This is a genomic window from Nocardia sp. NPDC127579 (assembly GCF_042672005.1).
Taxonomy (GTDB): Bacteria; Actinomycetota; Actinomycetes; order Mycobacteriales; family Mycobacteriaceae; genus Nocardia.
Genome location: NZ_JBHXVZ010000002.1, coordinates 675850 through 700697 on the forward strand (window position 1 = coordinate 675850; position 24848 = coordinate 700697).

The following is a 24848-nucleotide window of genomic DNA, read 5'->3' on the forward strand; positions in this document are numbered from 1 at the left end:
GGTCGCACCGCCGCCGATGTTTGCGGCTGGGCGGATCATCTGCGATGGGTGTGGCCTGACGTGGTCGCCGTGGATCAGGCGTGAATCGCCGATGACGGTCGTGTCGATCCAGTGCGGCATCCGGCGGTCGAACCGGGAGTGGGAATCAGATGCGAGCGGTGTGCGGCGGGCCTCGGGTGCGGAGGGTTTCGGCCGCGAGTACGCGCAGGATGACGTGGTCGCGATGGCGGGTCCGCAGGGGTGCGGGTGCGGGGATGGCCGGCGCGCGATAGCGGGCCGGTACGACTCGAGCCAGTGCGGCGGTACCGATTCGGTAGGCCGCTTCCGCGCCTCGGATGACGAAGGCGGCGACAACGGCCGCCACGATGTGTGCGGCGAGCATGGCGGGGGTGAGTTGCGCGTCGCCGTGCTGGACGTGCCCGGAGCCGAGCCCCATGGTGACGTGCCCCAGCAGCTGACCCGCGACCAGCGCGCCGATCAGCCCACCGGCGGAGTCGCGCAGCGGCGCGAGACCGGCCACCAACGCGCCGATCACCGCGGCGGCGGCGGCCAGCAGCATGAGCGTGCTGCCTTCCGGCGGCATCGCACCCGACGCCCAGCCGTGCGCGGCGAGAGCGATCGCCCCTGAGATCGATCCGGCCGCCGCGCCGCGCACCCGCGCGACGGCGCTGCGAGACCCCGCAGCGGGCCGGCCGAACTCGTTCACCCGCTGATGATAGCCCGCCCGCGCGCCGCCGGATCTCGGCTCGGGAAACAGGCCGCGCCCGCACTCGATACGAGTGCGGGCGCGGCCGAGGTTCCTGCGATCAGCCTTCGACGTCCATGTCGATCAGCGGCTTACGCAGCAGCTTGCCGGTGGCGTTGCGGGGGAGCTCGTCGAGGAAGATCACCTCACGGGGCACCTTGTAGCGGGCCAGGTTGGCCTTGACGTAGTCCTTGATCTCCTGCGGATCCCGCTTGGACTCCGGGCTCGGCACCACGACGGCGCGCAGGCGCTTGCCGTAGTCGCGGTCGTCGACACCGACGACCGCGGCCTCGAAGATGTCCTCGCGGCCGGCGATCAGGTTCTCCACCTCGAGCGGGAAGACGTTCTCGCCGCCGGAGACGATCATGTCGTCGTCGCGGCCGTCGATGTAGAGCAGCCCGTCGGCGTCGAAGTGGCCGACATCGCCACTGGACATCAGGGTGCCGACCATTTCCTTGTTGCGGCCGTCGGTGTAGCCGGAGAACGCGAAACCGTTGTCCACGAAGATGGTTCCGGTGACGTTCGGCGCGGTGATCGGCTGCCGGTTCTCATCGAGCAGCGCGATCCGGATGCCGACCGGCGCCCGGCCCGCGGTGGTCGGCGCTTTGCGCAGCTCGGCCGGGTTGGCCACGGTCATGACGGCGCACTCGGTGGAGCCGTACAGGTTGTACAGCGAGTCACCGAAGTAGTCGAGGCTGCGGGTGACCACGTCGGGCGCGATCGCCGATCCGGCCGCGAAGATCACCTTGATGCTGCTCGGGTCGTACTTGGCCAGCACGTCCTCGGGCAGGTCGAGGATGCGCTGCAACATGGTCGGTACCACGATCAGCGAATTCGCCCGGTATTTCTGGATATTGGCGAGCGTGGCCTCGGGATCGAAGCGGCGCTGCTGGAAGATGACCCGATTGCCCAGCGCCAGCCCGAGGGTGAACTGGGACAGGCCGGTGCCGTGGAAGATCGGCGCGGCCATGAGCATGGTGCCGCCCTGCGGCAGCGGCACCCGGTCCAGGAACTGAGCGGAGGCGATCGGGCTGACCCGGTCGCGCGGCGCGCCCTTCGGCGTGCCGGTGGTGCCGCTGGTCAGGATGATCATGCCGCCCGGCTTCTCCGGGGCGGGGTGAGTCTCGGTGGACTGGCCCGCCGACACCGACTCGATGGTCGGGATCGAGGGGTCCGCGTTGTCCTTGGCGTCCACCCAGGTCAGCACGCGCGGAATGTCGGCCGGGATGGCGCTCATCAGGTCGAAGAACTCGCTGTCGTGCAGCACCGCCTTGACCTGCTCGCGGGCGGCGACGTCGGCGAACTGCGGCTTGGCGAACCCGGTGTTCATCAGGACCGCGCGCACCCCGAGCTTGCCGGCGGCGAGCAGGCTGAGCACCATGCCGCGGTGATCGCGGGCGAGCAGGGCGATCACATCACCTGGGCGCAGGCCCTGCGCGGCCAGGCCGCGGGCCAGCGCGCTGGACTGCTCGTCGAGCTGACCGTAGGTGAGTTCGCCGCGTTCGTCGACGATGGCCGCCGCCTGCGGGGTGCCCTGCGCGGCGTGCATGACCACGCCCGCGAACGGGCCGAACTTCAGGACATTGATCGCGGACTTGGCGGCGTGATCGAGCCGGAGGGGATTGAAGAGCCCCCGCTTACGCATGACATTGACGCCGGAAGCTAGGTCGCCCACCTTGCGGGCGGTGCCGGACAGAGACATCGAGTACAACCTTCCGCGATCCCACTCGGTGCGGAGTGGTGTAGACCGCAACATCGAGATCCAGTGCTGCCGCTAACAGTAGCAAGCATCTGTAACAGGCTGTGTCATGTATCTCACGCGGCTCGGATACCGACCGCGAGGAAGGCGCGGACGACCGCGATCTAGCCTTCGACCTGGTACTCCACCAGGACCCGGCGCAGCAGCTTGCCGGTGGGGTTGCGCGGCAGGTCGTCGAGGAAGATCACCTCGCGCGGCACCTTGTAGCGGGCCAGCGTATCGCGGACGTGCGCCTTGATCTCGTCGGCGTCCGGGCAGTGTCCGGGTTCGGGGACGATGAAGGCGCGCAGGCGCTTGCCGAACTCGACGTCGTCCACGCCGATCACCGCCGCGTCGAATACGTCCGGTCGTTCCAGCAGCAGGTTCTCCACCTCCTGGGGGAAGACGTTCTCGCCGCCCGAGACGATCATGTCGTCGTCGCGGCCGTCCACCATGAGCAGACCGTGTTCGTCGAAGTGGCCCACATCGCCACTTGACATGTAGCCGTCGATGATCTGCTTGTGGCGTCCGTCGGTGTAGCCCTCGAACGGGGCGCCGGAGCGGATGAAGATGCGCGCGGTCGTGTTGGTCGCGGTGACCCGCTGGTCGTTGTCGTCGAAGAGGCGGACCTCGCAGGTGACGGGCGCGCGTCCCACGGTGCCGGGCGCGAGTGCGAGATCCACCGGGGTCGCGACCGTGGCGACCGCGCATTCGGTGGATCCGTACAGGTTGTACAGCACCGGGCCGAAGGCCTCGGTGGCGCGCAGGCACAGTTCCGGCGCCAGCGCCGAGCCTGCGAGCACGATCGCGTTCAGGGAGGTGAGGTCGTACTTCGCGCGGACCTCGGCGGGCAGTTCGACCATGCGGTGCAGCATGGTCGGTACCGCGACCAGCATCTCGGCCCGGTGGTCGGCGATCATCCGCAGGGTCGCCTCGGCGTCGAAGCGGCGGCGCACCACGACCTTGTTGCCGAGGGATCCGGCGAGCATCCAGGTGGCCAGGCCGGTGCTGTGGAAGATCGGCGACACGATGACCTGGGTGCCCCGGTACGGGAACGGGATTCGGTCGGCGAGCTGCGCGGGCGCGATCGGGGTGATCTTGCTGCGCGGTGCGCCTTTGGGCAGGCCGGTGGTGCCGCTGGTAAGGATGATGAACCCGCCCGGCCGCTTCGGTGCGGGCAACGCTGCGGCGGAGTTGGCGGCGATCAGGTCGTCGAGAGTTCGCGCGTCCTCGGGGAGGGCGGTGCCCTCGTCCACCCAGGTGAGGTAGCGCGGCAGGTCGGCGGGCAGGGCGTCGAGCAGGTCGAGGAACTCGCTGTCGTACAGCATCGCCCGGACCTGTTCGCGCTCGCACACCTCGGCGAATTGCGGTTTGGCGAACCCGGTGTTCATCAGGGCGATCCGCACACCGAGTTTGCCCGCGGCGGCCATGGCCAGGATCAGGCCGCGGTGGTCGCGGGCGAGCACGCCGATCACCATGCCCTCGGTGAGCCCGGCCGCGCGCAGACCGCGCGCGATCGCGTTGGACCCCTCGTCGAGCTGCCGGTAGGTCAGCTCGCCGCGCTCGTCGGCGAGGCCGACCCGGTCGGGAACCGTCCGCGCCGAATGCCGGATGGCGGTGGCTTGCGGGCCGAAGACTCGGGAATCCCGGATGGTCTTCAGCGTTTCGCGTGGCCGGCTCGGATCGGTCACCCCTCGCTTGCGAAGCACGCCAAGTGCTTTCACGACTTCCAGCACATGTGCGGCCTGCATGCGAACACCCTCCGTGGGCGGACCAACAACAGCCACACGGTAGCAGTGTGTGGCTCGCGTCACAGCAGACTGAATCCAATTGGTGTCATTCCGTTCCGTCGGGCGGGATGGCGGGCAGTCCCTCGCTCAGGCGCAGGCGCTCGGCGAGTGTGGCGAGCAGGTGCTGAGACTCCTCGGACAGATCGAAAGCCCGGCTGGACAGCCGCCGCAGACCGTTGCCCTGGAGCATGGCCAGCAGGGTCAGATCGTGGTCGATCTGCGCGGCGTAGGTGTGGTTGAAGAAATAGTCCGGCCGCACCTTGAAGAAGCGGGCCAGCGCCGCCACGGTTTCGCTCGACGGATTCCGCCGACGTCCCGAACGTAGTTGGGACAGATATGGTTTCGAGATCGGATGGCCCGACGCCGTGAGCGCCGCGGCGACCTCGGCATTGGTGTACAGCCTGCGCCCGGGCGCGCGCACCGATTCGAAGAGCTTGTTCAAGCGGACAGTGAAATTCGGCAGAGTCTCTGTGGCCGAGTCGGTTTCGTCCGGGAAGGCGAGAACATTGCCGCTGTCGTAGGTCTGCTCCAGCGCGGTGGCACGCAGCCTGATCGCGTGCACGCGGGTGGCGGCGATCCGCAATTGCCTTGGGTACATGGTGGAATCGCAGATCGAGGAGGCCTCGATCAGATCGGTGATCCGGCGGGCCGCGCTGTCGTCGAATGCCATCACTGCTCCCTTCCGGCGAGGCGGTTGATCCAGGCGTAGTCGAGCCGCAATCTGGCCCAGCGGCGCTCCACCGCTTTCGCGGAACGCCAATCGAAGAGCACCGCGATTTCGGCCTCGGTGTATCCGGAAGCCTTTCCCCAAACCAGATTTCGGTCCCGCTCGGATAGTTCGGCCAGATACGTGTACACCACTCGGCGATTCACCACGGATTCGGCCAGATCCGTACCGCTGCCGGGATCGCGGAAGTCGCCCGCGGGCTCGTCGTACACCTCCGACAGCTCCCCGGTGCGCCGGTATCTTCGAAACGCGTCGACGAAGGCATACAGGCACGAGCGGATGAAATAGGCCGACATGCTGGCGCCGCCGTCCTTCCGCCAGCCCGTACCCGCCAGCGCTTTTCGCCGGAAACTGACCAGCGCGGCCGACACGGTGTCGTTCGCCAGATCCTCGCTCAATCGCACCGACACCAGTTGGCGCTCCTGGTTCGACGGATGTAGATCGCGCCCCATCTCCTCGGCCTCGGCGAAGATATGGCCGGAACGTAGCCAGGCGGTCAGCACCACCAGCCCGTACCGAACCAATCGATCGGCGAGTAGGTCCCATGCGGGACCACGGAATCCGGTCGCGCTGACCAGGTCGAAGAGCTCCTGTTCGGCAGCCTCGACCATCGGATCGAACTGCACGGGCCCGCCATCGCTCGGTACATGCGCGTCGTTGGCCACCCCACCACCTCCTGCACGGCTTTTTCCAAGGTAATAGGGCGGGTGCGGTGGCGTAACCCCCTGTCTCGCAACAGATGAGCAACTGGGGCGCGGATGCGGCCGCGCTCAGCGCTGTGAGCTGGCCAAAGCCGCCGGCGGCGGAAGAACCCGACCTGCCGGTACCTCGAATCTGCCGTGCCCGGCGGCCGGTAGCCACCCCACAGCAGCCAGCTGGCGCAGAAGCTATCGGCACATTTCCGGGCAGCTGTAGTGCAGTGTGTAGGCGCTCTCGCCCGCGTGTGACTCATAGCCTCCGGTACCCGAGATCCCGGCCAGTTCGCCGGTGCCGGAACCCGGGACGATCGACCAGTCGGCGCGGGAATCGCCGGTGGCGGTGAAGGTTCCGCTCATCCGGAGCACGAACGTGCCGGTGCGACCGCCGAGGGTGCCGCGCGTGCGCTGCACACTGTCGAAGGTGCCGCTGCCGTCGGCCGAGGTGATCATCAGGCCCTGCCAGTCGGCGTCACCCTCGAGGTCGCCGCGGTACAGGTCGAAGCCCTTCGCGATGGCCAGGCTCGGACCGTTCGTGGCCAGGGCGGCGTACTCGTTGTGCTCCCAGCTCTTCGATTCGATGGTGCCGGAAGCGGTGGTTGTATCGGTCATGGCGCCGACGGTATTTCCAGGGTGCCGCGGCGGTCTTGAACAAACGCGAACGGGCAGCACAATGGGGAGATGGATGCGAGCGCGCACGGCCCGCCGCGCGGATTGCTCGATCCGCGGGCGGGGGAGGGGTTGTATCGGGAATCGTTCATCCCGGCCGCTCCCGATCTGGCCGGAATCGTCGCGCACCACTGGGCGGTGCGCTGGGATCTGCGTGGTCGCGCGCCGCATGTCGTCGAAGTACTGCCGCATCCGGCGGTCGTGCTCGTGGTCGCCGAGGGCCGGTGCCGAGTGCACGGCGTGCTGCGCGGCAAATTCAGTGATGCGCTGACGGGGCGCGGGGAAATCTTCGGCACCACATTCCGTCCGGCCGGATTCCACGCGGTATTCGGGCGATCGGTCGCCGCGCTCACCGACCGTGTTCTGCCCGGAACGGACATCTTCGGTTCCGCCGCACTGGAATTCGCCGACCGTATCGCGACCGCCCCGATCGATGATCGGGGCCCGGTGGCCGAAGAGTTCGTCCGGCAACATCTTTCCCCGCCCGGATCGCGTGCCGCGCTGGTCAACGAGATCGTCGACACCGTGCTCATCGACCGGAGCATCCTGCGGGTGGACGACCTCGTCGACCGATTCGGAATCGGAAAACGTCTGTTGCAGAAGTTATTTCGTGAGCAGGTCGGTGTCACGCCGAAATGGGTTATTCAGCGTTACCGGTTGCACGAAGCCGCGCAGCGTCTGGCGGACGCCGACGTGGATCTGGCGACGGTGGCCGCGGAACTCGGCTACGCCGATCAGGCTCATTTCGCCCGGGACTTCAAATCCGCGACAGGCCGACCTCCGGCCGTTTATCGTGGCCGATCGCCGCAACGTCTGTAGGGTGTGGGCGTGGAATTGATCAAGTCGTTCACGACCGAACAATTCGAGTCCGCCCTCGCCTCCTGGGAATGGATCGGCCTGGAGGGGAAAACACCGCTGTGCGCGTCGCTGTTCGGCGATGTCTTCTTCGATTCCGAAGAGGGCCTGTGGTGGCTCGATACCCTCAACGGCGAACTCACCCGTCCCTGGGACAACGCCGACGACCTGGAAAAAGACCTGGACACCCCTGACGGCATGGAGCAGTACTTACTCGCCACGCTCGCCGCCGACACCGCCGAAACCGGTCTGGTCCCCGCCGACAACGAGGTCTACGATTTCGCCCACCCGCCGATCCTCGGCGGTGAATTGGAGGTGGCCAACGTCCAGGTCACCGATTTCGTAGCCAGCGTCAACATCGCCGGCCAGATCCACCACCAGATCGCCGACCTCCCGCCCGGCGCCGAAGTGAACCTGGACATTCTCGCCCCGAAGTAGTGACAACCAGCACGAATGGGCGATAAGCGACAAATGTCCATATTCGAACGGATTTTCGAGTTCGGCTGAAAGTCGTTGGCCCGCTTGGGTATATTTCCTGAACCTCCTGCCGAGGGGCGGTGGACCTGGTCCACACATCGCGCCCAGGTAGGAGGTGATGGGAATGGCTGGCAAACATCGACGGGCAAAGCGTGATGCCCCGGTCGACTACGGCTATCTGTTGGTAGCAAGCGCCGTGGTCGCCGGGGCTATCGCACTGGTCCGCTGGTTGTGGAATCAGTAGGACCCATCAGGTGGGGCGTCGTTGACGCGGCGTCCCACCGCCAGCATCACTTACGTGACGTGGATAACTGTACACCCATCGAACGCGGCATCACTTGAGTTCGGCGCTGGTCTTGCCGAGTACACGGCGCGCCACGATCAACTGCTGAATCTGCTGGGTGCCCTCGAAGATGTCGAGGATCTTCGAGTCGCGGCCCCACTTTTCCAGCAGGGTGTGCTGGGAGTAGCCGATGGTGCCGGCGAGTTCGACGGCCTTGAGGGTCACGTCGGTGCCGGTGCGGCCCGCCTTGGCCTTGGACATGGAGGCCTCGAGCGAATTCGGCTTCTTGTTGTCGGCCATCCACGCGGCGCGCAGCGACAGCAGGTACGCGGACTCGTAATCGGCTTCCATACGCAGGAATTCGGCCGCGGCGGCATGCTGGTTGTTCGGCGGGGTGTCGTAGGAGATCTCGACACCGGCCGCGGTCAGCACGGCACGCAGCTCCTCCAGGGCGGCCCGGGCGACGCCGACCGCCATCGCGGCGACCAGCGGGCGGGTGTTGTCGAAGGTCTGCATGACCCCGGCAAAACCCTTCTCCACGTTGACTTCCGGGCTGCCGAGGATATTGTCGGCGGGAATCCGGCAGTCCTGCAGCAGCAGCACCGCGGTGTCGGAGGCCTTGATGCCGAGCTTGTGCTCGAGCCGCGCCACCGACAGGCCCGGGGCATCCCGCGGCACCACGAACGACTTGATCGCCGCGCGGCCCAGGCTCTTGTCCACGGTCGCCCACACCACGATGTGCGTGGACCGCTGACCGGCGGTGACGAAGATCTTCTCGCCGTTGAGCACCCACTCGTCGCCGTCGCGCACGGCGGTGGTGGTGACCGCGGCCGAGTCCGAACCGAAGGACGGCTCGGTGATCGCCATGGCCGCCCATACCTTACCGAACCGCTTCAGCTGTTCGTCGGTGGCGACGGCGGCGATCGCGGCATTGCCCAGGCCCTGGTAGGGGATCGACAGCATCAGGCCGACATCGCCCCAGGAGGTCTCCAGGGCGTTGAGCAGCGCCGACATATTGCCGCCGTTGCTGTTGCCGAGCAGCTCGGTGGCGTGCTCGTCATCATCGGAACGGCCGCCGGCCGCGCCGCCGATCTTCTGGGTGCCGGAATCGGCCAGGCCCTCGACCATGGCGGCCATGGTGTCCAGCTCGACCGGGTAGTCGTGCTCGCCGAGGTCGTACTTGCGCGAGATCGGGCGGAAGATCTCCTGCGCGACCTGATGCGCCTGGTTCGCGCTGGCCCGCAGCTTCTTGGGGAGTTCGAGATTGATCATGGGGAAGTCTCCTGAAGTAAGGAACGAGCCGGTTAGATGAGCACGACACCTTCGGCGACGCCGACGGCCCGCAGATCGCGGTACCAGCGCTCGACCGGGTGTTCCTTGGTGAAGCCGTGGCCGCCGAGCAGCTGCACACCGTCCAGGCCGATCTGCATGCCCTTGTCGGTGGCGAGCTTGCGCGCCAGCGCCGCCTCGCGCGCGAACGACAGCCCCTGCTCCGCGCGTGACGCACCCCGCAGAGTCACGAGCCGCAGGCCGTCGAGTTCGATGGCCATATTGGCGACCATGAACGCCACCGCCTGCCGATGCGAGATCGGCTCGCCGAACGCTTCGCGCTCGTTCACGTAGGGGATGACGTAGTCGAGCACGGCCTGGCCGGTGCCGGCCGCGAGCGAGGCCCAGCCCAGGCGCGCCAGGCGCACCGCGTCGGCGTAGTCCTCGGCGCGGGACTTGGCGTCGCCCTCGCCCAGGATGGCATCGACACCGACCGCGACGTCGTTGAGCAGCAGCCGGCCGATACCGGCCGCGCGCAGGCCCATGCTCGGGTCGGCCTCCACGACCAGACCCGGGGCGTCGGACTCGACGATGAAGATGGCCGGGCGGCCGTCCAGCTCGGCGGCGACGAGGAACAACTCGGCGTCGGCGGCGGCCGGCACCAGCGACTTCACGCCGTTGAGGCGGTAGCCGCTGGGGGAGCGGGTGGCCTTGGTCTGCAGCGTGAACGGGTCGAACAGGGCGCGCGGCTCGCTGATCACGACCGAGGCCTGCGGCACGCTCTCGCCGGTGAAGGCGGGTAGGTAGGTCTTCTGCTGGGCGTCGGTGCCCCACTGGGCCAGCGCGACCGCGACACCGGAGGGCGCCAGGATCGGCAGGGCCAGACCCATGTCACCGTGGGCCAGGGCCTCGGCCACCATCGAGTTGGTGACCGCGCCGCGCTCGGCGGCCGCGCCCTCGAGCTCCTCGGGCACGTTGATCAGCGTGATGCCGAGTTCGGCGGCCCGCTCGAGCAGGTCGCGCGGCGCCTTGGTGGCGGCGTCGGCTTCGTGGGCGGCCGGTCGCAGGATCTCGGCGGCGAATTCCTTGACCGTCTGGACGATCATTTCCTGCTCGTCGGACGGGGTGATGTCGAAGAGATCCTTGCTCTTGGACTCGTTGTCCGCGAGGCGCTTCGGCGCGCCGCCGCCGGCGACCTTGTTGAACGCGCGGGTGGCGGCGCCCAGGGTGCGGAACCCGGTCTTGGTGCCTTCGTAGGTGACTCGCTCGATCGGCTTGCGCAGGTTGTACTTCTCGGCGAGCTCGGACCCGGTGAGGGTTGTCATCACCCGCATCGCCGCCCCCATCCAGTCCCGCTTGGGCTGGCTGAGGCCGACTGCGGACGTGTCTTGACGTCGCGTCGTTGCGCTGTCTCGAGTGCTCATCATCACCATGTTTTCTCGGGTGGGTGGGTGAGGTCTGTTCCCAGCTATCTTACTGCGGAGTAAGTCTATCTTACTCCTCGGTAAGAAAAGCGTCGAGCCGCAGCATACGTGGTTGTTCGCGGTCACGGCAGGGGGATGGCCGAACCTGTGGCCGGGCCTAACACGCCGGCGCTGGTTGCCCGAGGTCCAGCGCCGTTCCCGGTCGTCGGCGAGCGCCGGGCAAACCCTCGGACCGGAGCCGGGCGAGGGCAAGTCCGCGATCTGCCGCCGGGCCACCCCGGGGTGTGGGACCCTGGCGGAATGTACTGGGTAGCAGGTGCTTTCGCCGCTCTGCTGACCGTGTTCGCCGGGCGCTACGGCTATCACCGTGACGAGTTGTATTTCGTGGCGGCCGGACGTCGGCTGGATTGGGCCTACGCCGATCAGCCGCCGTTGACTCCGCTGGTGGCCCGGGTGATGACGTCGATCGACGCGGATTCCCTGGTGCTGCTGCGGCTTCCGGCGATCCTGGCCGCCGTGCTCGCGGTGCTGTGCGCGGGCTGGATGGCGGCCGAACTCGGCGGCGGACGTGCGGCGCGGGCGCTGTCCGCCGGTTGTGTCGCGAGTGCGGCCATGGTGCTCGGGATGGGGCACACGCTGAGCACGGCCGTGTTCGACCTCGCCGCGTGGACACTGATCAGCCTGTTCGTAGTGAAGCTGCTCGACGGTGGTGACCCGCGCTGGTGGGTGGCGATCGGCGCCACGGTGGGCCTCGGGTTGCAGAACAAGGTCCTGCTGGTGTTCCCGGTGCTCGCGCTGACCGTCGCGCTGGTGCTGGCCGGATCGCGAAAAGTCTTCGCCACCAGGTACTTTCCGATCGCCATCGCGATCGCGGGCCTGATCTGGCTGCCGTATCCGCTGTGGCAGGCGCGCAACGGCTGGCCGCAGTGGGAATTGAGCCGGGCGATCGCTGGCGGGTCCTCGGGCACCTCGGACACGCCGATCGAGTTCGTGCTCACGCAGTTCGGTTTGATGGGGCCGCTACTGGTGCCGCTGTGGGTGTTCGGATTGTGGCGTGTGTGGCGTGCGCCCCGGTATCGCGCCTTCGCGGTCGGATACGCGCTGCTGTTCGCGCTTTTCCTGGTGACCGGCGGCAAGGCCTACTACCTGGGCGGGATGTACCCGGTGCTGTTGGCCGCCGCGGCGGTGCCGGTCGCGGCCCGGCTGGGTTCCCGTCGAATCCGCTGGGCGGCAGCGATATCGGCCGTCGCCGCGAACGCCACGGTGTCGGCCGTCCTGTTCCTGCCGGTCCTACCCCTGTCGACCTTCGCCGATTCGCCGGTGCCCGCGCTCAATTACGACGCGGGCGAAACCATCGGCTGGCCCGAGTTCACGCGCCGGATCGGTGCGGTCCGTGCTCACCTCGGCCCGTCGGTCGCCGTACTCACCGCCAACTACGGCGAGGCGGGCGCCATCGAGCGATTCGGCGCCGCCTACGATCTGCCCGTCCCACACTCCGGCCACAATGCCTACTGGTGGTGGGGTCCGCCGTCGGATGCCGCCGTCGAAGTGATCACCGTCGGCATCGACGGTGTCCGGCTGGCCGAGTTCTTCGCCGACTGTCGCCCCGCGGGCCACATCGACAACGGGCTCGGCATCGACAACGACGAGCAGGGCGAACCCATCCACATCTGCCGCGATCCGCGCGGGCCGTGGGCCGAACTCTGGCCCCGGGCCCGGCGTCTCGGCTAACGCTGCGGCGTGGCGGGCGTGAGGTCGAGGCCCGCGGGCGGGCGCAGGCGGTAGAGGGTGCCGTCCATGCTGGTGGCGAACAGGGTCCAGGCGTCGCCGTCCCGCGCGATGCGCACCGAGGTCGCGCCGTCCGGCGGAGTGCGGGTGGCGGCCGGTTTGATCAGGCCGGTGATGATCGAACAGGAGTCGCCGCTGGCGGTGTCGATCTGATAGATCGCGCCCTGCATGTGGTCGGCGACGAAGAGCTGACCCGCGCGGGTGGCCTCCATATCGTCGAACAGGCCCATCAGGCGCGGCGCGCCCGCGATCACCGTCTGCTCGGCGGGCCGATCCAGTGAGACACGAAAGATCCGCAACGTCATATTGTCGGTGAAGATGGACTTGCCGTCGGGTGCGAGCGCGATACCGTTGGACAGTGGCACATTGGCCCAGGTCCTGGTGTATTCGCCGGTGCTCGGCCGATACCGCGAGATGCCGGTCGGCACGCCGGTCACACCGATGGTGGTGAAGAGCAGGTCGCCGTCGGGCAGCAACAGCAGGCCGTTCGGTCCGTTCAGCCCGGTGAGCAGTGTTGTCACCTCGCGAGTTTCGCGGTCGTAGCGTTCGAGGGTGCCCGGACCGGCGGTCAGTCCGTCGCCGGTCACGAAATAGACGTACTTCCCGGCCACCCGCACACCGGCCGGATTCTGTAGTCCGGTCACCAGCTTCTCGACCTGCCCGCGCGCATCGATGTGCGCGAGATATCCATCGACGATCCCGGTCACATAGAAGCCGCCCGCCCCGTCGGAATCCAGGTTCTCCAGATTACCGATGCCACTGACGACGCGATCGACCGTCCAACCCGCCGAACAGGTTCCGGGATCCGCCACCGCCGAAGGCGGTCCGGCGAGCAATCCGACAGTCATCGCGCACGCCACCCCGATCGCTCGAATCCGGCGTCTCCCCAGCCCCTGTGTCATGCGAGTCAACCTAACAGCCGGACGCTCATCCGGCCACCACGCGACAGGCTGCTGAAATGTGCCCTTCGCCAGCCGCTTTCGTTCGATCCCACGCGCGGTACTGTCGAACACGGGTGGAAGGAGAGGTGATGGTCGAAGTGGCTCCGATGGAGGTGGCGCGGGCAGGCGACGCGGCCGATATCGTCGCGCTGCGCGACCGGCTGGCGCGGTGGATGGTCGACAACGCGATCGCGCAGTGGCTGCCGGGCGAGTACACGGTCGAGATGGTGCGCGCCGAGGTTGCGCGCGGCGAATGGTTCATCTGGCGCGAGGCCGGCGCGCTCATCGCCACCGTGCGGCTGATCTGGCGTGACCCGGATTTCTGGGGCGCCGACGACGCCGAGGCCGGATACATCCACGGTCTGATGGTCGCCCCGGAGCAGCGCGGCCGGGAACTCGGGACGCGCGTCATCGGGTTCTGTGCCGATCACACCCGGGCGCGGGGCCTCACCCGGCAGCGACTCGACACCGCCGCCGACAACCAGGTGCTGCGCAAGTACTACAACGCCCAGGGTTTCACCGAACTCCGGGAAGCGCCGCTACCGCCTTGGTTTCGCGGCACCGCCACGGTCGTCCTGTTCGAGAAGGACCTGAGCGACTAGCGCAGGCGGCCCAGCACCTCGTCCTGGAGCCGCCCATTGCTGGCGACCGCGTCACCGCCGTGCGGCCCGGGTGTGCCGTCCATCGCGGTGAAGGCTCCGCCGGCCTCCCGGACCAGGATGTCCAGCGCGGCCAGATCCCACAGCGACACCTCGGGTTCGGTCGCGATGTCGACCGCCCCTTCGGCGAGCAGACAGTAGGACAGGAAGTCACCGTATCCCCGCACCCGCCAGACGTCGTCGGTGAGCTGGATGAACTGCTCCCGCAACCCGCGATCCCGCCACCCCGACAGGCTGGAGAAGGCCAGGCTCGCCGAACCGAGATCGGCCACCGCGGACACCGAGATCTGTTTCGCCGCTTGTGATCCGAACGTCGACCAGGCACCGTCGCCTGCGGCGGCGCACCAGCGGCGGGCCAGCGCCGGGGCGCTCACCACGCCGAGCACCGGGACACCGTCCTCCAGCAGCGCGATCAACGTCGCCCAGATCGGCACGCCACGCACGAAGTTCTTGGTGCCGTCGATCGGGTCGATCACCCACTGCCGCCCCGTGAATTCGACGTCGCCCCCGAACTCCTCGCCGAGCACCGAATCACCCGGGCGCGCATGCTCGAGCAGCCCCCGGATCGCCTGCTCCACCGCCAGGTCGGCATCCGACACCGGCGTCAGGTCCGGCTTCGAATCGACCTTCAGGTCCAGCGCGCCGAACCGTGCCGTGGTGATCGAGTCGGCTTCGTCGGCCAGCCGCAGTGCGAGTTCGAGGTCAGAGGAGTGCGCATCCACGCCCGAACCCTATCCGCTCGCACCGCGCCGCCACCGCTCGGCACACGAGCTCGAGGTCACATGCCCCGGGCGTAGCGGACGGCCGCGGCGACGGCCGCCAGATCGACGTCCACCTCGGGGTTGCGGGACTGGATCTCGGCGATCTCGGTGAGCGAATCCTCGAGGGTGGTGCGCCGGGCGGAAGCGGTCAGTTCCTGGTGGACATAGCTTTCCATCGGAAGTTGCGCGGCCAGGGCGCGCCGCGACCAGATGGCGAGGACATCGCTGGGCAGGTCGTACACCTGGAGCAAGGTGAGCGCGCCGGTATCGACGGTGGGTGCGGTGGCGCGCCCCTGCTCGTCGAGGAACTCCACCACGGTGTCGATCGAATTGCGGCGGCGGGCCAGGGCGATGAGCTCCTGGCGGAGGTAACCGCCGAGCGGCAGCCCGGCGGTCCGCGCGCGGCGGCGCAGCACGGCGAGAGTGGCTTCGGCGAGATCGTGCGGGTAGATGTCGGCCATGTCGGCCACGCTAGCCCGAACCGCTCGTGTACGCCCGCCCTTGCCGCCGATCAACCGACCGCCACGCCGCGCGCCGCCGTCAAAGCGGTCGACCACCAGTGCAATCGGTCCAGCATGGTGGCCGCCTCGGCATTCGGCCCGGCGGGTTCGATCAACTCGCCGTCCTCGAACAACAGGTAGTAGCGCGGGAACGAGACGTACTCGCGGACCGTGTGCGCGTTGAGTTCGTTGAAGACCTGGCGCAGGCCCTCGATGGCGAGAATCCCGCCGCTGGCGCCGCTGTAGCCGACGAAACCGATGGTCTTGGCATCCCATTCGGTGACGAACCAGTCGATGGCGGCCTTGAGCGAGGCCGGATAGGCGCGGTTGTAATCGGGGGTGACGATGACGAAAGCGTCCGCGGCGGCGAGCCGTTCGCCGAGCGCGGCGATCGAGGCGGGGCGCGGACCCTGCGGATCCATCATCGGCGCCACGGCGGGTAGCGCCAGCGGGAGCTCGAAGTCGGCCAGGTCGATGATGTCGACGTCGAATCCGCCGTGCGCGACCGTCCGCTCGGCGAACCAGCGGGCGATGGTGGGGCCGTAGCGGCCCTCGCGGACGCTGGCGATGATCACTGCGAGCTTCATGGAATCCTCCTGACTGTCCGGCCGTGATTCGGCCGCTCCTCGAATCTGCGGTATCGCGCCGCGCCGAAGAAGACCGCGGCGAGGGTGGTAGTGCCAGGGTCACCATCCGGCCACCGGTTCTTGTTAGGTTCGACGCGTGCGGGAATGACCCGCCACGAGGAGTGAGGCACGTGAGCGACAACGAACTGGGCCTGTTCCTGCGCAGTCGGCGGGAGGCGGTGACGCCCGCGCATGTCGGTCTGCCCGCGGGGCCGCGTCGTCGCACACCCGGTCTACGGCGCGCCGAGCTCGCCACCGTCGCCGGTGTCAGTGTCGAATACATCATCCGGTTGGAGCAGGGCCGCGATCGCCGCCCGTCACCGTCGGTGCTGTCGGCCATCGCCGATGCACTGCACCTCGCGCCGAGCGAGCGGATTCACCTGCACCGCTTGACCAAAGCCGCCGACGCCGGGTTCAACTGCATGGGCGCCGCGGGCCCGGCCCGGGTGGTTCGCCCGTCGGTGCGCGCGATCCTCGAGCATCTGGAGCCCGCCGCCGCGGTGGTGGTGAACCGGCTCAGCGATGTGCTGGCCTACACCGACGGGTATGCCCGGCTGATGTCGTCGACCGGTCTGCTCGACGATCCGGCCACGGCCAATCTCGCACGGTTCACCTTCGGTGTGAGCCGTGCCCGCGACTTCTATCCCGACTGGGAGCATCGCGCCGACGAGCAGGTCGCCGCGCTCAAACAGGGCCCGTTCCGCAATGATCCGGCCATCGCCGCCCTCGCCGCCGAACTCGAGATCGTCGCCGGCGCGGAATTCACCCAGCGGGTCGCCACCGTGCCGAACCTGCCCGCCGCGACCGGCACCACCCGGATCGAGCATCCGATAGCCGGGCCGCTGCGCCTGACCTACGAAACCCTCGACCTGCCCGCGGACGACGACCAGCAGCTGGTCGTCCATCTCCCGGCCGATGCGGCGACCGCGACGGCCCTGGACAAACTCGCGGGCCGCCAGCCCGGTGGCCTGCGCGCGGTCTCGGGCTGACCGCCTACCTGCGCCGGGCGGTCAGCAGGCGGATCGCCAGCACAGCAATCCAGGTGCCGCACAAGGCGATCCCGATCCGTTCGATGAGGCCCGCGGGCCCGCCGTCCCACAGCTTGGCGGTGAGGGCGAATGCCACATACGAGGTCGGCACCAGCAGGCCGGTGACCTTCGAATACCAGGACCAGCCGCCGCTGCCGAGTGCCGCGCCGCGTCGTGCGAGCACGAAGGCCACCGCGGTCAGCGAGCCGAACTGGACCAGGCCCAGCAGGGTGTGCACGGCGCCGTGCACGGTCAGCGTCTCCGGTTCTCCCACCGGATATCCCAGCGACGGGTCCGGCAGGATCGGCCCGATCGCGACGAAGGTGCAGCCGTAGGTGGCGACCAGGATCGGTCCCCAGGTAGATCCGCGCCCGGTGCGCAGCATGCGCCGCACGCCGAGGCCGAAGGCGAGCAGGAGCGATCCGGTAACGATGTAGTTGGTGATCTGCATCCATCCGCCGGGCCCCAGTTCGAGGTTGCTGTCGGGGACCACCATGGCGTTGTAATCCGGGCGCAGTGCTCCGAGGACCAGCACGACGACGATATTGAGTATCGGAGCGATGATGCCGCAGGCCAGCAGGATTCGCGTTGTCGCCGAGCGTTTTTCGCTACTTCGGGCGGTGGTTTCCGGGCTGAGGATGTCGGTCACGACACGTGTCCTTTCGTCGTCGATCGGGGTAGGCACCCACTATCGACCGACCGGTCACGCGGGGGATTGGAAAAATGTTCCCCAGGCCCGGTACCGATCCACGGCGATGCCCGGCAGATCGCCCGCGTGTAAGGCACCCGGGGTGCGGTCCGCGAAGATCGCCACGTCCCGGCTCAGATGCGCTTGATCGGTGTAACCACAGACCGCCGCGACCTCCGCGCCCGGCCGGCCTTCCAGCAAACCGCGGGCCGCGCGACGGAAACGGACCAGCATCGCCGCCCGCTTGGGCGTCAGGCCGATCTGGGATTCGAACCTGGCCCACAGCCGCTTTCGGCTCCACCCGAGGGATTCGGCGAGCTCGCCGACCCGTGCCTGACCACCGGAGCCGAGTATGCGCTGCCAGGCGGCGATCACCTCGGGGTCCGGCGCCCGCAGCGGCGTGGCACGGTGCGCCAGCATCGATCTCGTCAGCGCGAACCGCTCCTCCCAGGTCGCCGCGCTCGCGAGTTGCTCACGGAGTCGCTCGACCCCCGGCCCCCACAGCTCCGCCAAGGGGACCGCGCCACAACCCAGATCGGTTGCGGCGACACCCAATAGCGAATGCGCCCGGATCGGCGACATGCGAATCTCCACGCATTCGGCGTATTCGCCGCGAACCCGCATGGCCGCCATGGGAAGTCCCACCGCGAACGCCCCCAGGTGCTGTCGCCCGCCGGTGTCGTCGACGATCAGCTCGCGGCCCCCGAACTCGATCACCACGGTGACCACCGTCGACGCCGCGACCCGCAGATCCACCCCGGTGCCACCCAGGTCGCGGTAGCCGATGATCGCCGCGTCCGGCGCGGCCGCGTACGGCCCCGCGAAATCCCAGCCCGCACCGAGTGCGTTCTCGACCTCCACCCGGCCCAGGCTACTGGGCGCCGGATCGGCTGGGCTCTGCTGGCGTAGGGGATGGGCGGCGAGGAAAACCGCTCGCCCGATCGCGGCCACCAGCGTTACCCTCGACACATGGGGAAATCGACATACTTTTCGAAGGCATCGCACGCGGCATCCGCTCACCCGGCCTGAAGAGCCGCTGGGGCGGGACGCCCGCTAGTCTTGAACATCGTGCATCCTGACGTTTCCGCTGATCTCGCCGAACTCGACACCACGCTCAAGACGGTCGAGTCGGTCCTCGACATCGAGGAACTGCGCCGCCGCATCGATGAGCTCGAGCACCAGGCCGCCGACCCGGAGCTGTGGAACGACCAGGACCACGCCCAGCAGGTGACGAGCGAGCTGTCGCACGCCCAGGGTGAGCTGCGCCGCGTGGAAGATCTGCGCCAGCGCCTGGAGGATCTGCCGGTGCTCTACGAACTGGCCGAGGGCGAAGAGGGCGAGGCCCAGGTCCAGGCCCTGGCCGACGCCGACGCCGAACGCGCCGCACTGCACGTCGACGTGGAGGCGATGGAGGTCCGCACCCTGCTCTCCGGCGAATACGACAAGCGTGACGCGCTGGTCAACATTCGTTCCGGCGCGGGCGGCGTGGATGCCGCGGACTGGGCGCAGATGCTGATGCGCATGTACATCCGCTGGGCCGAGCGCCACAAGTACTCCGTCGAGGTGTACGACACCTCCTACGCCGAGGAGGCGGGGATCAAGAGCGCCACCTTCGCGGTGAAGGCCCCTTACGCCTACGGCACCCTGTCGGTGGAGATGGGCACGCACCGCCTGGTGCGGATCAGCCCGTTCGACAACCAGGGCCGCCGCCAGACCTCCTTCGCCGAGGTCGAGGTGCTGCCGGTGGTGGAGACCACCGACCACATCGAGATCCCGGAGAACGAGATCCGCGTCGATGTGTACCGCTCCTCGGGGCCGGGTGGTCAGAGCGTCAACACCACCGACTCCGCGGTGCGCCTGACCCACATCCCGACTGGCATCGTCGTCACCTGCCAGAACGAGAAGTCCCAGCTGCAGAACAAGATCTCGGCCATGCGGGTGCTCCAGGCCAAGCTGCTCGAGCGCAAGCGGCAGGAGGAGCGCGCCGAGATGGACGCGCTCAAGACCAACGAGGGCGCGTCCTGGGGTAACCAGATGCGCTCCTATGTGCTGCATCCGTACCAGATGGTGAAGGATCTGCGCACCAATTACGAGGTGAACAACCCCTCGGCGGTGCTCGACGGCGAGATCGATGCCTTCGTCGAGAGCGGGATCCGCTGGCGGATGCGCGAAAGCAACTGACGAATTGACCGCGGCCCGCTCGACCCGTGATTTCGGACACGGGCGAATTAGCTTGTGGCTCGCTGGATTTCGCTCCAGCGCCGATTTCGCTACTGCGCCACGCCGCTCGTGCCGGACGCCCCTGCGCGGTAGCCTGTCTGGCGTGCGTGTTTCGGAAGGTACGAATCTGGCGCCGGGAGGCCGGTGGTGATGGCTCTCGGTATCGCCCCGGGCACCACGGACTGGCTGCGGTCGCAGGGCTTGGAGATCGTGCTGCTCATCCTGGGCGCGATCTTGTTCAGCCGCTTCGCGACCTTCGTGCGAGACCGGGTGACCAGCAAGATCGACGCCGGGTTCCGCAGCAGCGACGCGCTGGTGCGCACCGAGGCGGCCAAGCATCGGCATGCGCTGGCGCAGGTGCTGACCTGGGTGGTGCTGACCATCGTCTATGTCCTGGTCGGCATGGAGGTGTTACGGCGGCTCGGGTTCCAGGTCACCGGCTTGGTCGCGCCCGCCGCCGTGCTCGGCGCGGCCCTGGGTTTCGGTGCGCAGCGGATCGTGCAGGACATCCTCGCCGGGTTCTTCCTGATCACCGAGCGGCAGTACGGCTTCGGTGATGTGGTGCGGATCTCGGTGACGGGTTCGGCCGAGGTGGCCGAGGGCACGGTCGAGGACGTCACACTCCGGATCACCACGTTGCGCAATGCCGACGGTGAGGTGATCACCGTCCCGAACGGTCAGATCGTGAAGGTGACCAATCTGTCCAAGGATTGGGCGCGCGCCGCGATCGACGTGCCGGTGGCGGCCACGGCCGACATCACCCGGATCAACGAGGTGCTGCATCAGGTGGGCGCCGAGGCCTACCGTGATCGCAAGCTCGAGAAGCTGCTGCTCGACGAGCCCAGCGTGATGGGTGTGGACGATCTGACCATGGAGCAGATGAATATCCGAATGGTTGCTCGGACATTGCCGGGCAAGCAATTCGAGGTCAGTCGCGAGCTGCGGGTGCGCGTGGCCGCCGCGCTGCGACGAGAGGGAATCAGTGAAACTTCAACTTCGTAAGTCGCCGACCATCGCGCAGCTGCGGACGGTCGAGATGAAACCCCGAAAGTCCACCGCAATCCTGATGGCGGCCTGGGTCGGGACCTTCGCGCTGTGGCTGTTCGTCAAGCCTGATGAACCCGCCAAGCCGGGTGCGGGACTGTTCGTGGACACGGTCTTTACGACGCAGAACGCCGAGCCAGCTGGTCGATAGCTATTGCCACACCGTGTGTGCGCGGGCGTTGCTGGCTACACTGGCTTCCCGTGATCACCATGCGGAACGTCTCCAAGCTGTACAAGACGTCGACGCGGCCCGCGCTCCAGGATATTTCACTCCAGGTGGACAAGGGTGAGTTCGTCTTCGTGATCGGACCTTCCGGTTCCGGCAAGTCGACCTTCATGCGACTGCTCCTCAAAGAGGAGGCGCCGACCACCGGGCAGATCCAGGTCGCCGACTTCCAGGTCGACCGGTTGCCCGGACGCAAGGTCCCGAAGCTGCGCCAGCGAATGGGCTGTGTATTCCAGGATTTCCGGCTGCTGCAACAGAAGACCGTCTACGAGAACGTGGCGTTCGCGCTGGAGGTGATCGGCAAGCGACGCCAGTTCATCGAGCGCACCGTCCCCGAGACCCTGGACATGGTGGGGCTCGGCGGCAAGGCCGACCGGCTGCCGGGCGAGCTCTCCGGCGGTGAGCAGCAGCGTGTGGCGATCGCGCGCGCGTTCGTCAACCGGCCGCTGGTGCTGCTGGCCGACGAGCCCACCGGCAACCTGGATCCGGATACCAGCGCCGACATCATGATGCTGCTGGAACGGATCAACCGGATCGGCACCACCGTGGTGATGGCCACACACGACAACAACATCGTGGACGCGATGCGCCGGCGGGTCGTCGAACTCGACCGTGGTCGCATGGTGCGCGACGATGCCTACGGCGTTTACGGAGTGGATCGGTAATGCGGCTGAGCTTTCTGTTCAACGAGGTATTCACCGGTCTGCGCCGCAATGTGACCATGACGGTCGCGATGGTGCTGACCACCGCGGTATCACTGGCCATGCTCGGCGGCGGGCTGCTGTCGGTGCGGATGGCCGACAAGACCGAGCAGTTCTTCACCAGCCGGCTGGAGGTGCGCTTCTATCTCGACGAGGTCGTCTCCGAGACCGACCCGGACTGCGCGGCCGAGCCGTGCAAGTCGCTGCTCACCGATATGAAGAGCACCGACGGCGTGGTGAGCGTGCAGTTCCTCAATCGCGCGGCCGCGCTGGAGGAGGCGAAGAAGCTCTTCGCCGATCAGCCCGAGATGGTGGAATACATCTCCGAGACGCCGCTGCCCGCGTCCATGCGGGTGAAGATGCGTGACGGCAGCGAGTACGACCGCATCTACGCGTCCTTCCATGATCGGGAGGGCGTGCGGACGGTGGCGAACGATCGCGAACTGGTGGATCGGTTGCTGCGTTTGTTCGACGGCCTGCGCAATGCCGCGTTCGGCTTGGCGATCGTGATGGCGCTGGCCGCGCTGCTGCTGATCGCGAACATGATGCAGATCGCCGCGTTCACCCGGCGTACCGAGGTGAGCATCATGCGATTGGTGGGTGCGACGCGCTGGTACACGCAGCTGCCGTTCCTGATGGAGGCCGTGGTGGCGGCGCTGGCCGGGTCGTTCATGGCGATCCTGGGTCTGTTGATCGCGCGGCCGCTGGTGATCGATCGGGCGCTGGGCCCGCTGTTCGACAGCAATGTGTTCCCGCGCGTCACCGGCGACGACATCGCCGTGGTGGCGTTGACGATCGCGCCGGTGGGCGTGCTGGTCGCGGCCGTGACGGCCTACGCGACGCTGCGCTACTACGTGCGTGAATGATCCGGAGGCGGTGTCCCGGCGGGCTTTCCGCCGGGACACCGGTGTCGCGCCGCATTCGGGTTGTCCACATGTGGACAACCTCGGTGTCCGCCCAGGACGACCTACGCGACGACGGCGCGGTGTCCCGGCGCCGCTCGTAGGATGGGCCGGGTGACCCTCTCCGAAGCATTCCCCGTGACCGATGACGGCGCCCGTCCGGGCGCGGAATCCAGTGCGGCGCAAGAGGTTCTGCGTCGTGTGTTCGGCTACGACAGCTTCCGCGGCCAGCAGGAGCAGATCGTCGAGCAGGTGATCGGCGGCGGCGACGCGCTGGTGCTCATGCCGACCGGCGGCGGTAAGTCGCTGTGCTATCAGGTCCCGGCGCTGGTGCGTCCCGGGGTGGGCGTGGTGGTCTCGCCGCTGATCGCGCTCATGCAGGACCAGGTGGACGCGTTGAGCGCGCTCGGCGTGCGGGCCGGGTTCCTGAACTCCACGCAGTACCCGGATGAGCGCCGCATGGTGGAGGCCCAGTTCGTCTCCGGTGAACTCGATCTGCTCTATCTGGCGCCCGAGCGGCTGCGCCTGGAATCGACGGCGCAGCTGCTGGACCGCGGCAAGATCGCGCTGTTCGCGATCGATGAGGCGCACTGTGTCTCGCAGTGGGGCCACGATTTCCGGCCCGACTATCTGGCCCTGTCCATGCTGCACGAGCGCTGGCCGGAGGTGCCGCGCATCGCGCTCACAGCCACGGCCACGGGCAAGACGCGCGACGAGATCGTGCAGCGGCTCGATCTCGGTGCCGCGCAACAGTTCGTGGCCAGCTTCGATCGGCCGAATATCCAGTATCGGATCGAACCGAAGAACCGCCCCGAGCGGCAGCTGCTCGAATTCCTGCGCGCCGAGCACGCGGGTGATGCGGGCATCGTCTACTGCCTGTCCCGCAATTCCGTGGAGAAGACGGCGTCCTTCCTGACCGAGAACGGCATCGCCGCCGTCCCGTATCACGCCGGTCTGGACAATCGCACCCGTGCCGAGAACCAGGCGCGGTTCCTGCGTGAGGACGGTGTGGTGGTGGTCGCCACCATCGCGTTCGGCATGGGGATCGACAAACCCGATGTGCGGTTCGTCGCGCATCTGGATCTGCCCAAATCCGTCGAGGGCTACTACCAGGAGACCGGCCGCGCCGGTCGCGACGGTCAGCCGTCCACCGCGTGGATGGTCTACGGGCTCAACGATGTTGTGCAGCAACGGAAGATGATCGATTCCTCCGAGGGCGACGCTGCTCATCGTCGTCAGTTGCAGCTGCACCTGGACGCGATGCTCGCGCTGTGCGAAACGGTCAGTTGTCGCCGTACCCAGCTGCTCGCGTACTTCGGGCAGCCGGGTGAGCCGTGCGGGAACTGCGATACCTGCCTCACCCCACCGGAATCCTGGGACGGCACCGTCGCCGCCCAGAAGATGCTCTCGGCGGTGTTGCGGCTCAAGCGGGAGCGCGGGCAGAGTTTCGGGGCCGGGCACGTCATCGACATTCTGCTCGGAAAGTCCAATCCCAAAGTGCTGCAATACGATCACCACGAATTGAAGGTGTTCGGCGTGGGCAGCGATCTACGTGATATCGAATGGCGCGGCGTGGCGCGGCAATTGCTGGCGCAGGGTCTGCTCGCCGTGCACGGCGACTACGGCGTGCTCACCCTGACCGAAGCGGGCAACGAGGTGCTCTTCGACGGCCGCCAGGTGCGGTTGCGCCGGGAGCCCGAACGTGCCGCGAAGCCGGCCCGCGTGGCGAAAGCCAAGGCGGGCAAGGCTGCCCCGGATCTGGCCGCGGCCGATGTGCCGCTGTTCGAGCGGCTGCGGGCCTGGCGCGCCGCGACCGCGAAGGAGCAGGGCGTTCCCGCCTACGTGGTCTTCCACGATGCGACGCTGCGGGAGATCGCGAGCCGTAAGCCCGCCGCTCTGTCGGAACTCGGCGGGGTCGCCGGTGTCGGTGAGGCCAAGCTCGCCAAGTATGGCGAGGGCGTGCTGGAGGTGTTGGCCGAGGGGCAGTGAGGATGGCGCGCACCGATATCCCGTCCGCGCCGGAGCCGGTGCGGCAGGATGCGTCGGTGTACGAGTCGTGAACGGTCGGTGCGCCCCTGGACAGCTCTTGGTC

25 protein-coding genes are annotated in these 24848 nt (G+C 67.8%); 11 read left to right on the plus strand and 14 right to left on the minus strand.

Translation table 11 applies throughout. From position 1 onward, the window contains the following. Positions 1-145 precede the first annotated feature (145 nt). The 6 genes from ACFVMC_RS10640 to ACFVMC_RS10665 form a co-directional block, all read right to left on the minus strand. On the minus strand, positions 146-706 hold the full coding sequence (locus ACFVMC_RS10640; RefSeq protein WP_379208873.1) for a hypothetical protein: 561 nt from the start codon (positions 704-706) through the stop codon (positions 146-148). A 100-nt stretch (positions 707-806) separates the two neighbouring features. Next, the gene (locus ACFVMC_RS10645) at positions 807-2447 is read right to left on the minus strand and encodes an acyl-CoA synthetase (RefSeq protein ID WP_379208875.1); all 1641 of its coding nucleotides are present in this window, start codon (positions 2445-2447) and stop codon (positions 807-809) included. Positions 2448-2608: 161 nt separating this feature from the next. Beyond that, entirely contained in the window at positions 2609-4234 is a 1626-nt protein-coding gene (locus ACFVMC_RS10650) for an acyl-CoA synthetase (RefSeq protein ID WP_379208876.1), read from the minus strand. Between the two features lie 85 nt (positions 4235-4319). Further along, positions 4320-4736: a helix-turn-helix domain-containing protein gene (locus tag ACFVMC_RS10655; RefSeq protein ID WP_379209521.1), complete on the minus strand. Its 417-nt coding sequence runs from the start codon at positions 4734-4736 to the stop codon at positions 4320-4322. Positions 4737-4942: 206 nt separating this feature from the next. After that, positions 4943-5665: an RNA polymerase sigma factor gene (locus ACFVMC_RS10660; protein ID WP_379208878.1), complete on the minus strand. Its 723-nt coding sequence runs from the start codon at positions 5663-5665 to the stop codon at positions 4943-4945. 222 nt (positions 5666-5887) lie between these two features. After that, positions 5888-6307 (minus strand): DUF3224 domain-containing protein, encoded by a 420-nt coding sequence (locus ACFVMC_RS10665; RefSeq protein ID WP_379208880.1) that lies wholly within the window; start codon positions 6305-6307, stop codon positions 5888-5890. A 69-nt stretch (positions 6308-6376) separates the two neighbouring features. Between ACFVMC_RS10665 and ACFVMC_RS10670 the strand changes: the two genes are divergently transcribed. Together ACFVMC_RS10670 and ACFVMC_RS10675 are read left to right on the plus strand one after the other, a co-directional pair. Continuing rightward, positions 6377-7183, plus strand: coding sequence for a helix-turn-helix domain-containing protein (locus ACFVMC_RS10670; RefSeq protein ID WP_379208882.1), 807 nt, complete (start codon positions 6377-6379; stop codon positions 7181-7183). Between the two features lie 9 nt (positions 7184-7192). Further along, positions 7193-7657: a T6SS immunity protein Tdi1 domain-containing protein gene (locus ACFVMC_RS10675; protein WP_379208883.1), complete on the plus strand. Its 465-nt coding sequence runs from the start codon at positions 7193-7195 to the stop codon at positions 7655-7657. Between the two features lie 373 nt (positions 7658-8030). Here the strand turns inward: ACFVMC_RS10675 and ACFVMC_RS10680 are convergent, their stop codons facing one another. Further along, positions 8031-9251, minus strand: a complete 1221-nt coding sequence (locus ACFVMC_RS10680) for an acyl-CoA dehydrogenase family protein (protein ID WP_379208885.1) — start codon at positions 9249-9251, stop codon at positions 8031-8033. A 32-nt stretch (positions 9252-9283) separates the two neighbouring features. Beyond that, complete coding sequence (locus tag ACFVMC_RS10685; RefSeq protein WP_379209523.1) at positions 9284-10678, minus strand: acyl-CoA dehydrogenase family protein; 1395 nt, start codon at positions 10676-10678, stop codon at positions 9284-9286. Positions 10679-10972: 294 nt separating this feature from the next. On the opposite strand from ACFVMC_RS10685, the gene ACFVMC_RS10690 reads away from it, so the two are divergent. Next, positions 10973-12403 carry an ArnT family glycosyltransferase gene (locus ACFVMC_RS10690; RefSeq protein ID WP_379208886.1) on the plus strand — a complete coding sequence of 477 codons (1431 nt, stop codon included), beginning with the start codon at positions 10973-10975 and terminating at the stop codon, positions 12401-12403. Here the strand turns inward: ACFVMC_RS10690 and ACFVMC_RS10695 are convergent. Beyond that, a complete protein-coding gene (locus ACFVMC_RS10695; protein ID WP_379208888.1) occupies positions 12400-13308 on the minus strand; it encodes an SMP-30/gluconolactonase/LRE family protein in 909 nt (302 codons plus the stop codon). The two genes, ACFVMC_RS10690 and ACFVMC_RS10695, sit on opposite strands and share 4 nt — an antisense overlap. 182 nt (positions 13309-13490) lie before the next feature. On the opposite strand from ACFVMC_RS10695, the gene ACFVMC_RS10700 reads away from it, so the two are divergent. Beyond that, entirely contained in the window at positions 13491-14003 is a 513-nt protein-coding gene (locus ACFVMC_RS10700; protein ID WP_379208889.1) for a GNAT family N-acetyltransferase, read from the plus strand. Here the strand turns inward: ACFVMC_RS10700 and hisN are convergent. Genes hisN through ACFVMC_RS10715 form a run of 3 tightly spaced genes read right to left on the minus strand, consistent with a single transcriptional unit; the run spans position 14000 to position 15908 of the window. Beyond that, on the minus strand, positions 14000-14782 hold the full coding sequence (gene hisN, locus ACFVMC_RS10705; RefSeq protein ID WP_379208891.1) for a histidinol-phosphatase: 783 nt from the start codon (positions 14780-14782) through the stop codon (positions 14000-14002). The genes ACFVMC_RS10700 and hisN overlap by 4 nt on opposite strands. A gap of 56 nt (positions 14783-14838) precedes the next feature. Then, positions 14839-15282: a hypothetical protein gene (locus tag ACFVMC_RS10710; protein WP_379208893.1), complete on the minus strand. Its 444-nt coding sequence runs from the start codon at positions 15280-15282 to the stop codon at positions 14839-14841. A gap of 50 nt (positions 15283-15332) precedes the next feature. Beyond that, the gene (locus ACFVMC_RS10715) at positions 15333-15908 is read right to left on the minus strand and encodes an NADPH-dependent FMN reductase (RefSeq protein ID WP_379208894.1); all 576 of its coding nucleotides are present in this window, start codon (positions 15906-15908) and stop codon (positions 15333-15335) included. A gap of 170 nt (positions 15909-16078) precedes the next feature. On the opposite strand from ACFVMC_RS10715, the gene ACFVMC_RS10720 reads away from it, so the two are divergent. After that, on the plus strand, positions 16079-16936 hold the full coding sequence (locus ACFVMC_RS10720) for a helix-turn-helix domain-containing protein (RefSeq protein WP_379208896.1): 858 nt from the start codon (positions 16079-16081) through the stop codon (positions 16934-16936). A gap of 4 nt (positions 16937-16940) precedes the next feature. On the opposite strand, the gene ACFVMC_RS10725 is transcribed toward ACFVMC_RS10720, so the two are convergent. Continuing rightward, positions 16941-17624, minus strand: a complete 684-nt coding sequence (locus ACFVMC_RS10725; RefSeq protein ID WP_379208898.1) for a DUF998 domain-containing protein — start codon at positions 17622-17624, stop codon at positions 16941-16943. A gap of 54 nt (positions 17625-17678) precedes the next feature. Next, entirely contained in the window at positions 17679-18632 is a 954-nt protein-coding gene (locus ACFVMC_RS10730; RefSeq protein ID WP_379208900.1) for a helix-turn-helix domain-containing protein, read from the minus strand. A gap of 99 nt (positions 18633-18731) precedes the next feature. Between ACFVMC_RS10730 and prfB the strand changes: the two genes are divergently transcribed. The 6 genes from prfB (at position 18732) to recQ (ending at position 24745) form a co-directional block, all read left to right on the plus strand. Then, complete coding sequence (gene prfB, locus ACFVMC_RS10735) at positions 18732-19844, plus strand: peptide chain release factor 2 (protein ID WP_379208902.1); 1113 nt, start codon at positions 18732-18734, stop codon at positions 19842-19844. A gap of 189 nt (positions 19845-20033) precedes the next feature. Next, on the plus strand, positions 20034-20885 hold the full coding sequence (locus ACFVMC_RS10740) for a mechanosensitive ion channel family protein (RefSeq protein WP_379208904.1): 852 nt from the start codon (positions 20034-20036) through the stop codon (positions 20883-20885). Continuing rightward, positions 20866-21078 carry a hypothetical protein gene (locus ACFVMC_RS10745; RefSeq protein ID WP_379208906.1) on the plus strand — a complete coding sequence of 71 codons (213 nt, stop codon included), beginning with the start codon at positions 20866-20868 and terminating at the stop codon, positions 21076-21078. Before ACFVMC_RS10740 ends, ACFVMC_RS10745 begins: the two co-directional genes overlap by 20 nt. 50 nt (positions 21079-21128) lie before the next feature. After that, positions 21129-21818 carry a cell division ATP-binding protein FtsE gene (gene ftsE, locus ACFVMC_RS10750; protein ID WP_379208908.1) on the plus strand — a complete coding sequence of 230 codons (690 nt, stop codon included), beginning with the start codon at positions 21129-21131 and terminating at the stop codon, positions 21816-21818. Then, a complete protein-coding gene (gene ftsX, locus ACFVMC_RS10755) occupies positions 21818-22720 on the plus strand; it encodes a permease-like cell division protein FtsX (protein ID WP_379208910.1) in 903 nt (300 codons plus the stop codon). The genes ftsE and ftsX overlap by 1 nt, the downstream gene beginning before the upstream one ends. Positions 22721-22861: 141 nt before the next feature. After that, the gene (recQ, locus tag ACFVMC_RS10760; protein WP_379208912.1) at positions 22862-24745 is read left to right on the plus strand and encodes a DNA helicase RecQ; all 1884 of its coding nucleotides are present in this window, start codon (positions 22862-22864) and stop codon (positions 24743-24745) included. Positions 24746-24848 lie beyond the last annotated feature (103 nt).

What these genes read in the sequence shown, in the direction of transcription:
- ACFVMC_RS10645 (WP_379208875.1), bottom strand. Translation starts at nt 2,447, where the DNA reads ATGTCTCTGTCCGGCACCGCCCGCAAGGTGGGCGACCTAGCTTCCGGC.
- ACFVMC_RS10650 (WP_379208876.1), bottom strand. Translation starts at nt 4,234, where the DNA reads ATGCAGGCCGCACATGTGCTGGAAGTCGTGAAAGCACTTGGCGTGCTT.
- ACFVMC_RS10665 (WP_379208880.1), bottom strand. Translation starts at nt 6,307, where the DNA reads ATGACCGATACAACCACCGCTTCCGGCACCATCGAATCGAAGAGCTGG.
- ACFVMC_RS10670 (WP_379208882.1), top strand. Translation starts at nt 6,377, where the DNA reads ATGGATGCGAGCGCGCACGGCCCGCCGCGCGGATTGCTCGATCCGCGG.
- ACFVMC_RS10680 (WP_379208885.1), bottom strand. Translation starts at nt 9,251, where the DNA reads ATGATCAATCTCGAACTCCCCAAGAAGCTGCGGGCCAGCGCGAACCAG.
- ACFVMC_RS10690 (WP_379208886.1), top strand. Translation starts at nt 10,973, where the DNA reads ATGTACTGGGTAGCAGGTGCTTTCGCCGCTCTGCTGACCGTGTTCGCC.
- ACFVMC_RS10695 (WP_379208888.1), bottom strand. Translation starts at nt 13,308, where the DNA reads ATGACTGTCGGATTGCTCGCCGGACCGCCTTCGGCGGTGGCGGATCCC.
- ACFVMC_RS10700 (WP_379208889.1), top strand. Translation starts at nt 13,491, where the DNA reads ATGGTCGAAGTGGCTCCGATGGAGGTGGCGCGGGCAGGCGACGCGGCC.
- ACFVMC_RS10710 (WP_379208893.1), bottom strand. Translation starts at nt 15,282, where the DNA reads ATGGCCGACATCTACCCGCACGATCTCGCCGAAGCCACTCTCGCCGTG.
- ACFVMC_RS10715 (WP_379208894.1), bottom strand. Translation starts at nt 15,908, where the DNA reads ATGAAGCTCGCAGTGATCATCGCCAGCGTCCGCGAGGGCCGCTACGGC.
- ACFVMC_RS10740 (WP_379208904.1), top strand. Translation starts at nt 20,034, where the DNA reads ATGGCTCTCGGTATCGCCCCGGGCACCACGGACTGGCTGCGGTCGCAG.
- ftsX (WP_379208910.1), top strand. Translation starts at nt 21,818, where the DNA reads ATGCGGCTGAGCTTTCTGTTCAACGAGGTATTCACCGGTCTGCGCCGC.
- recQ (WP_379208912.1), top strand. Translation starts at nt 22,862, where the DNA reads ATGGGCCGGGTGACCCTCTCCGAAGCATTCCCCGTGACCGATGACGGC.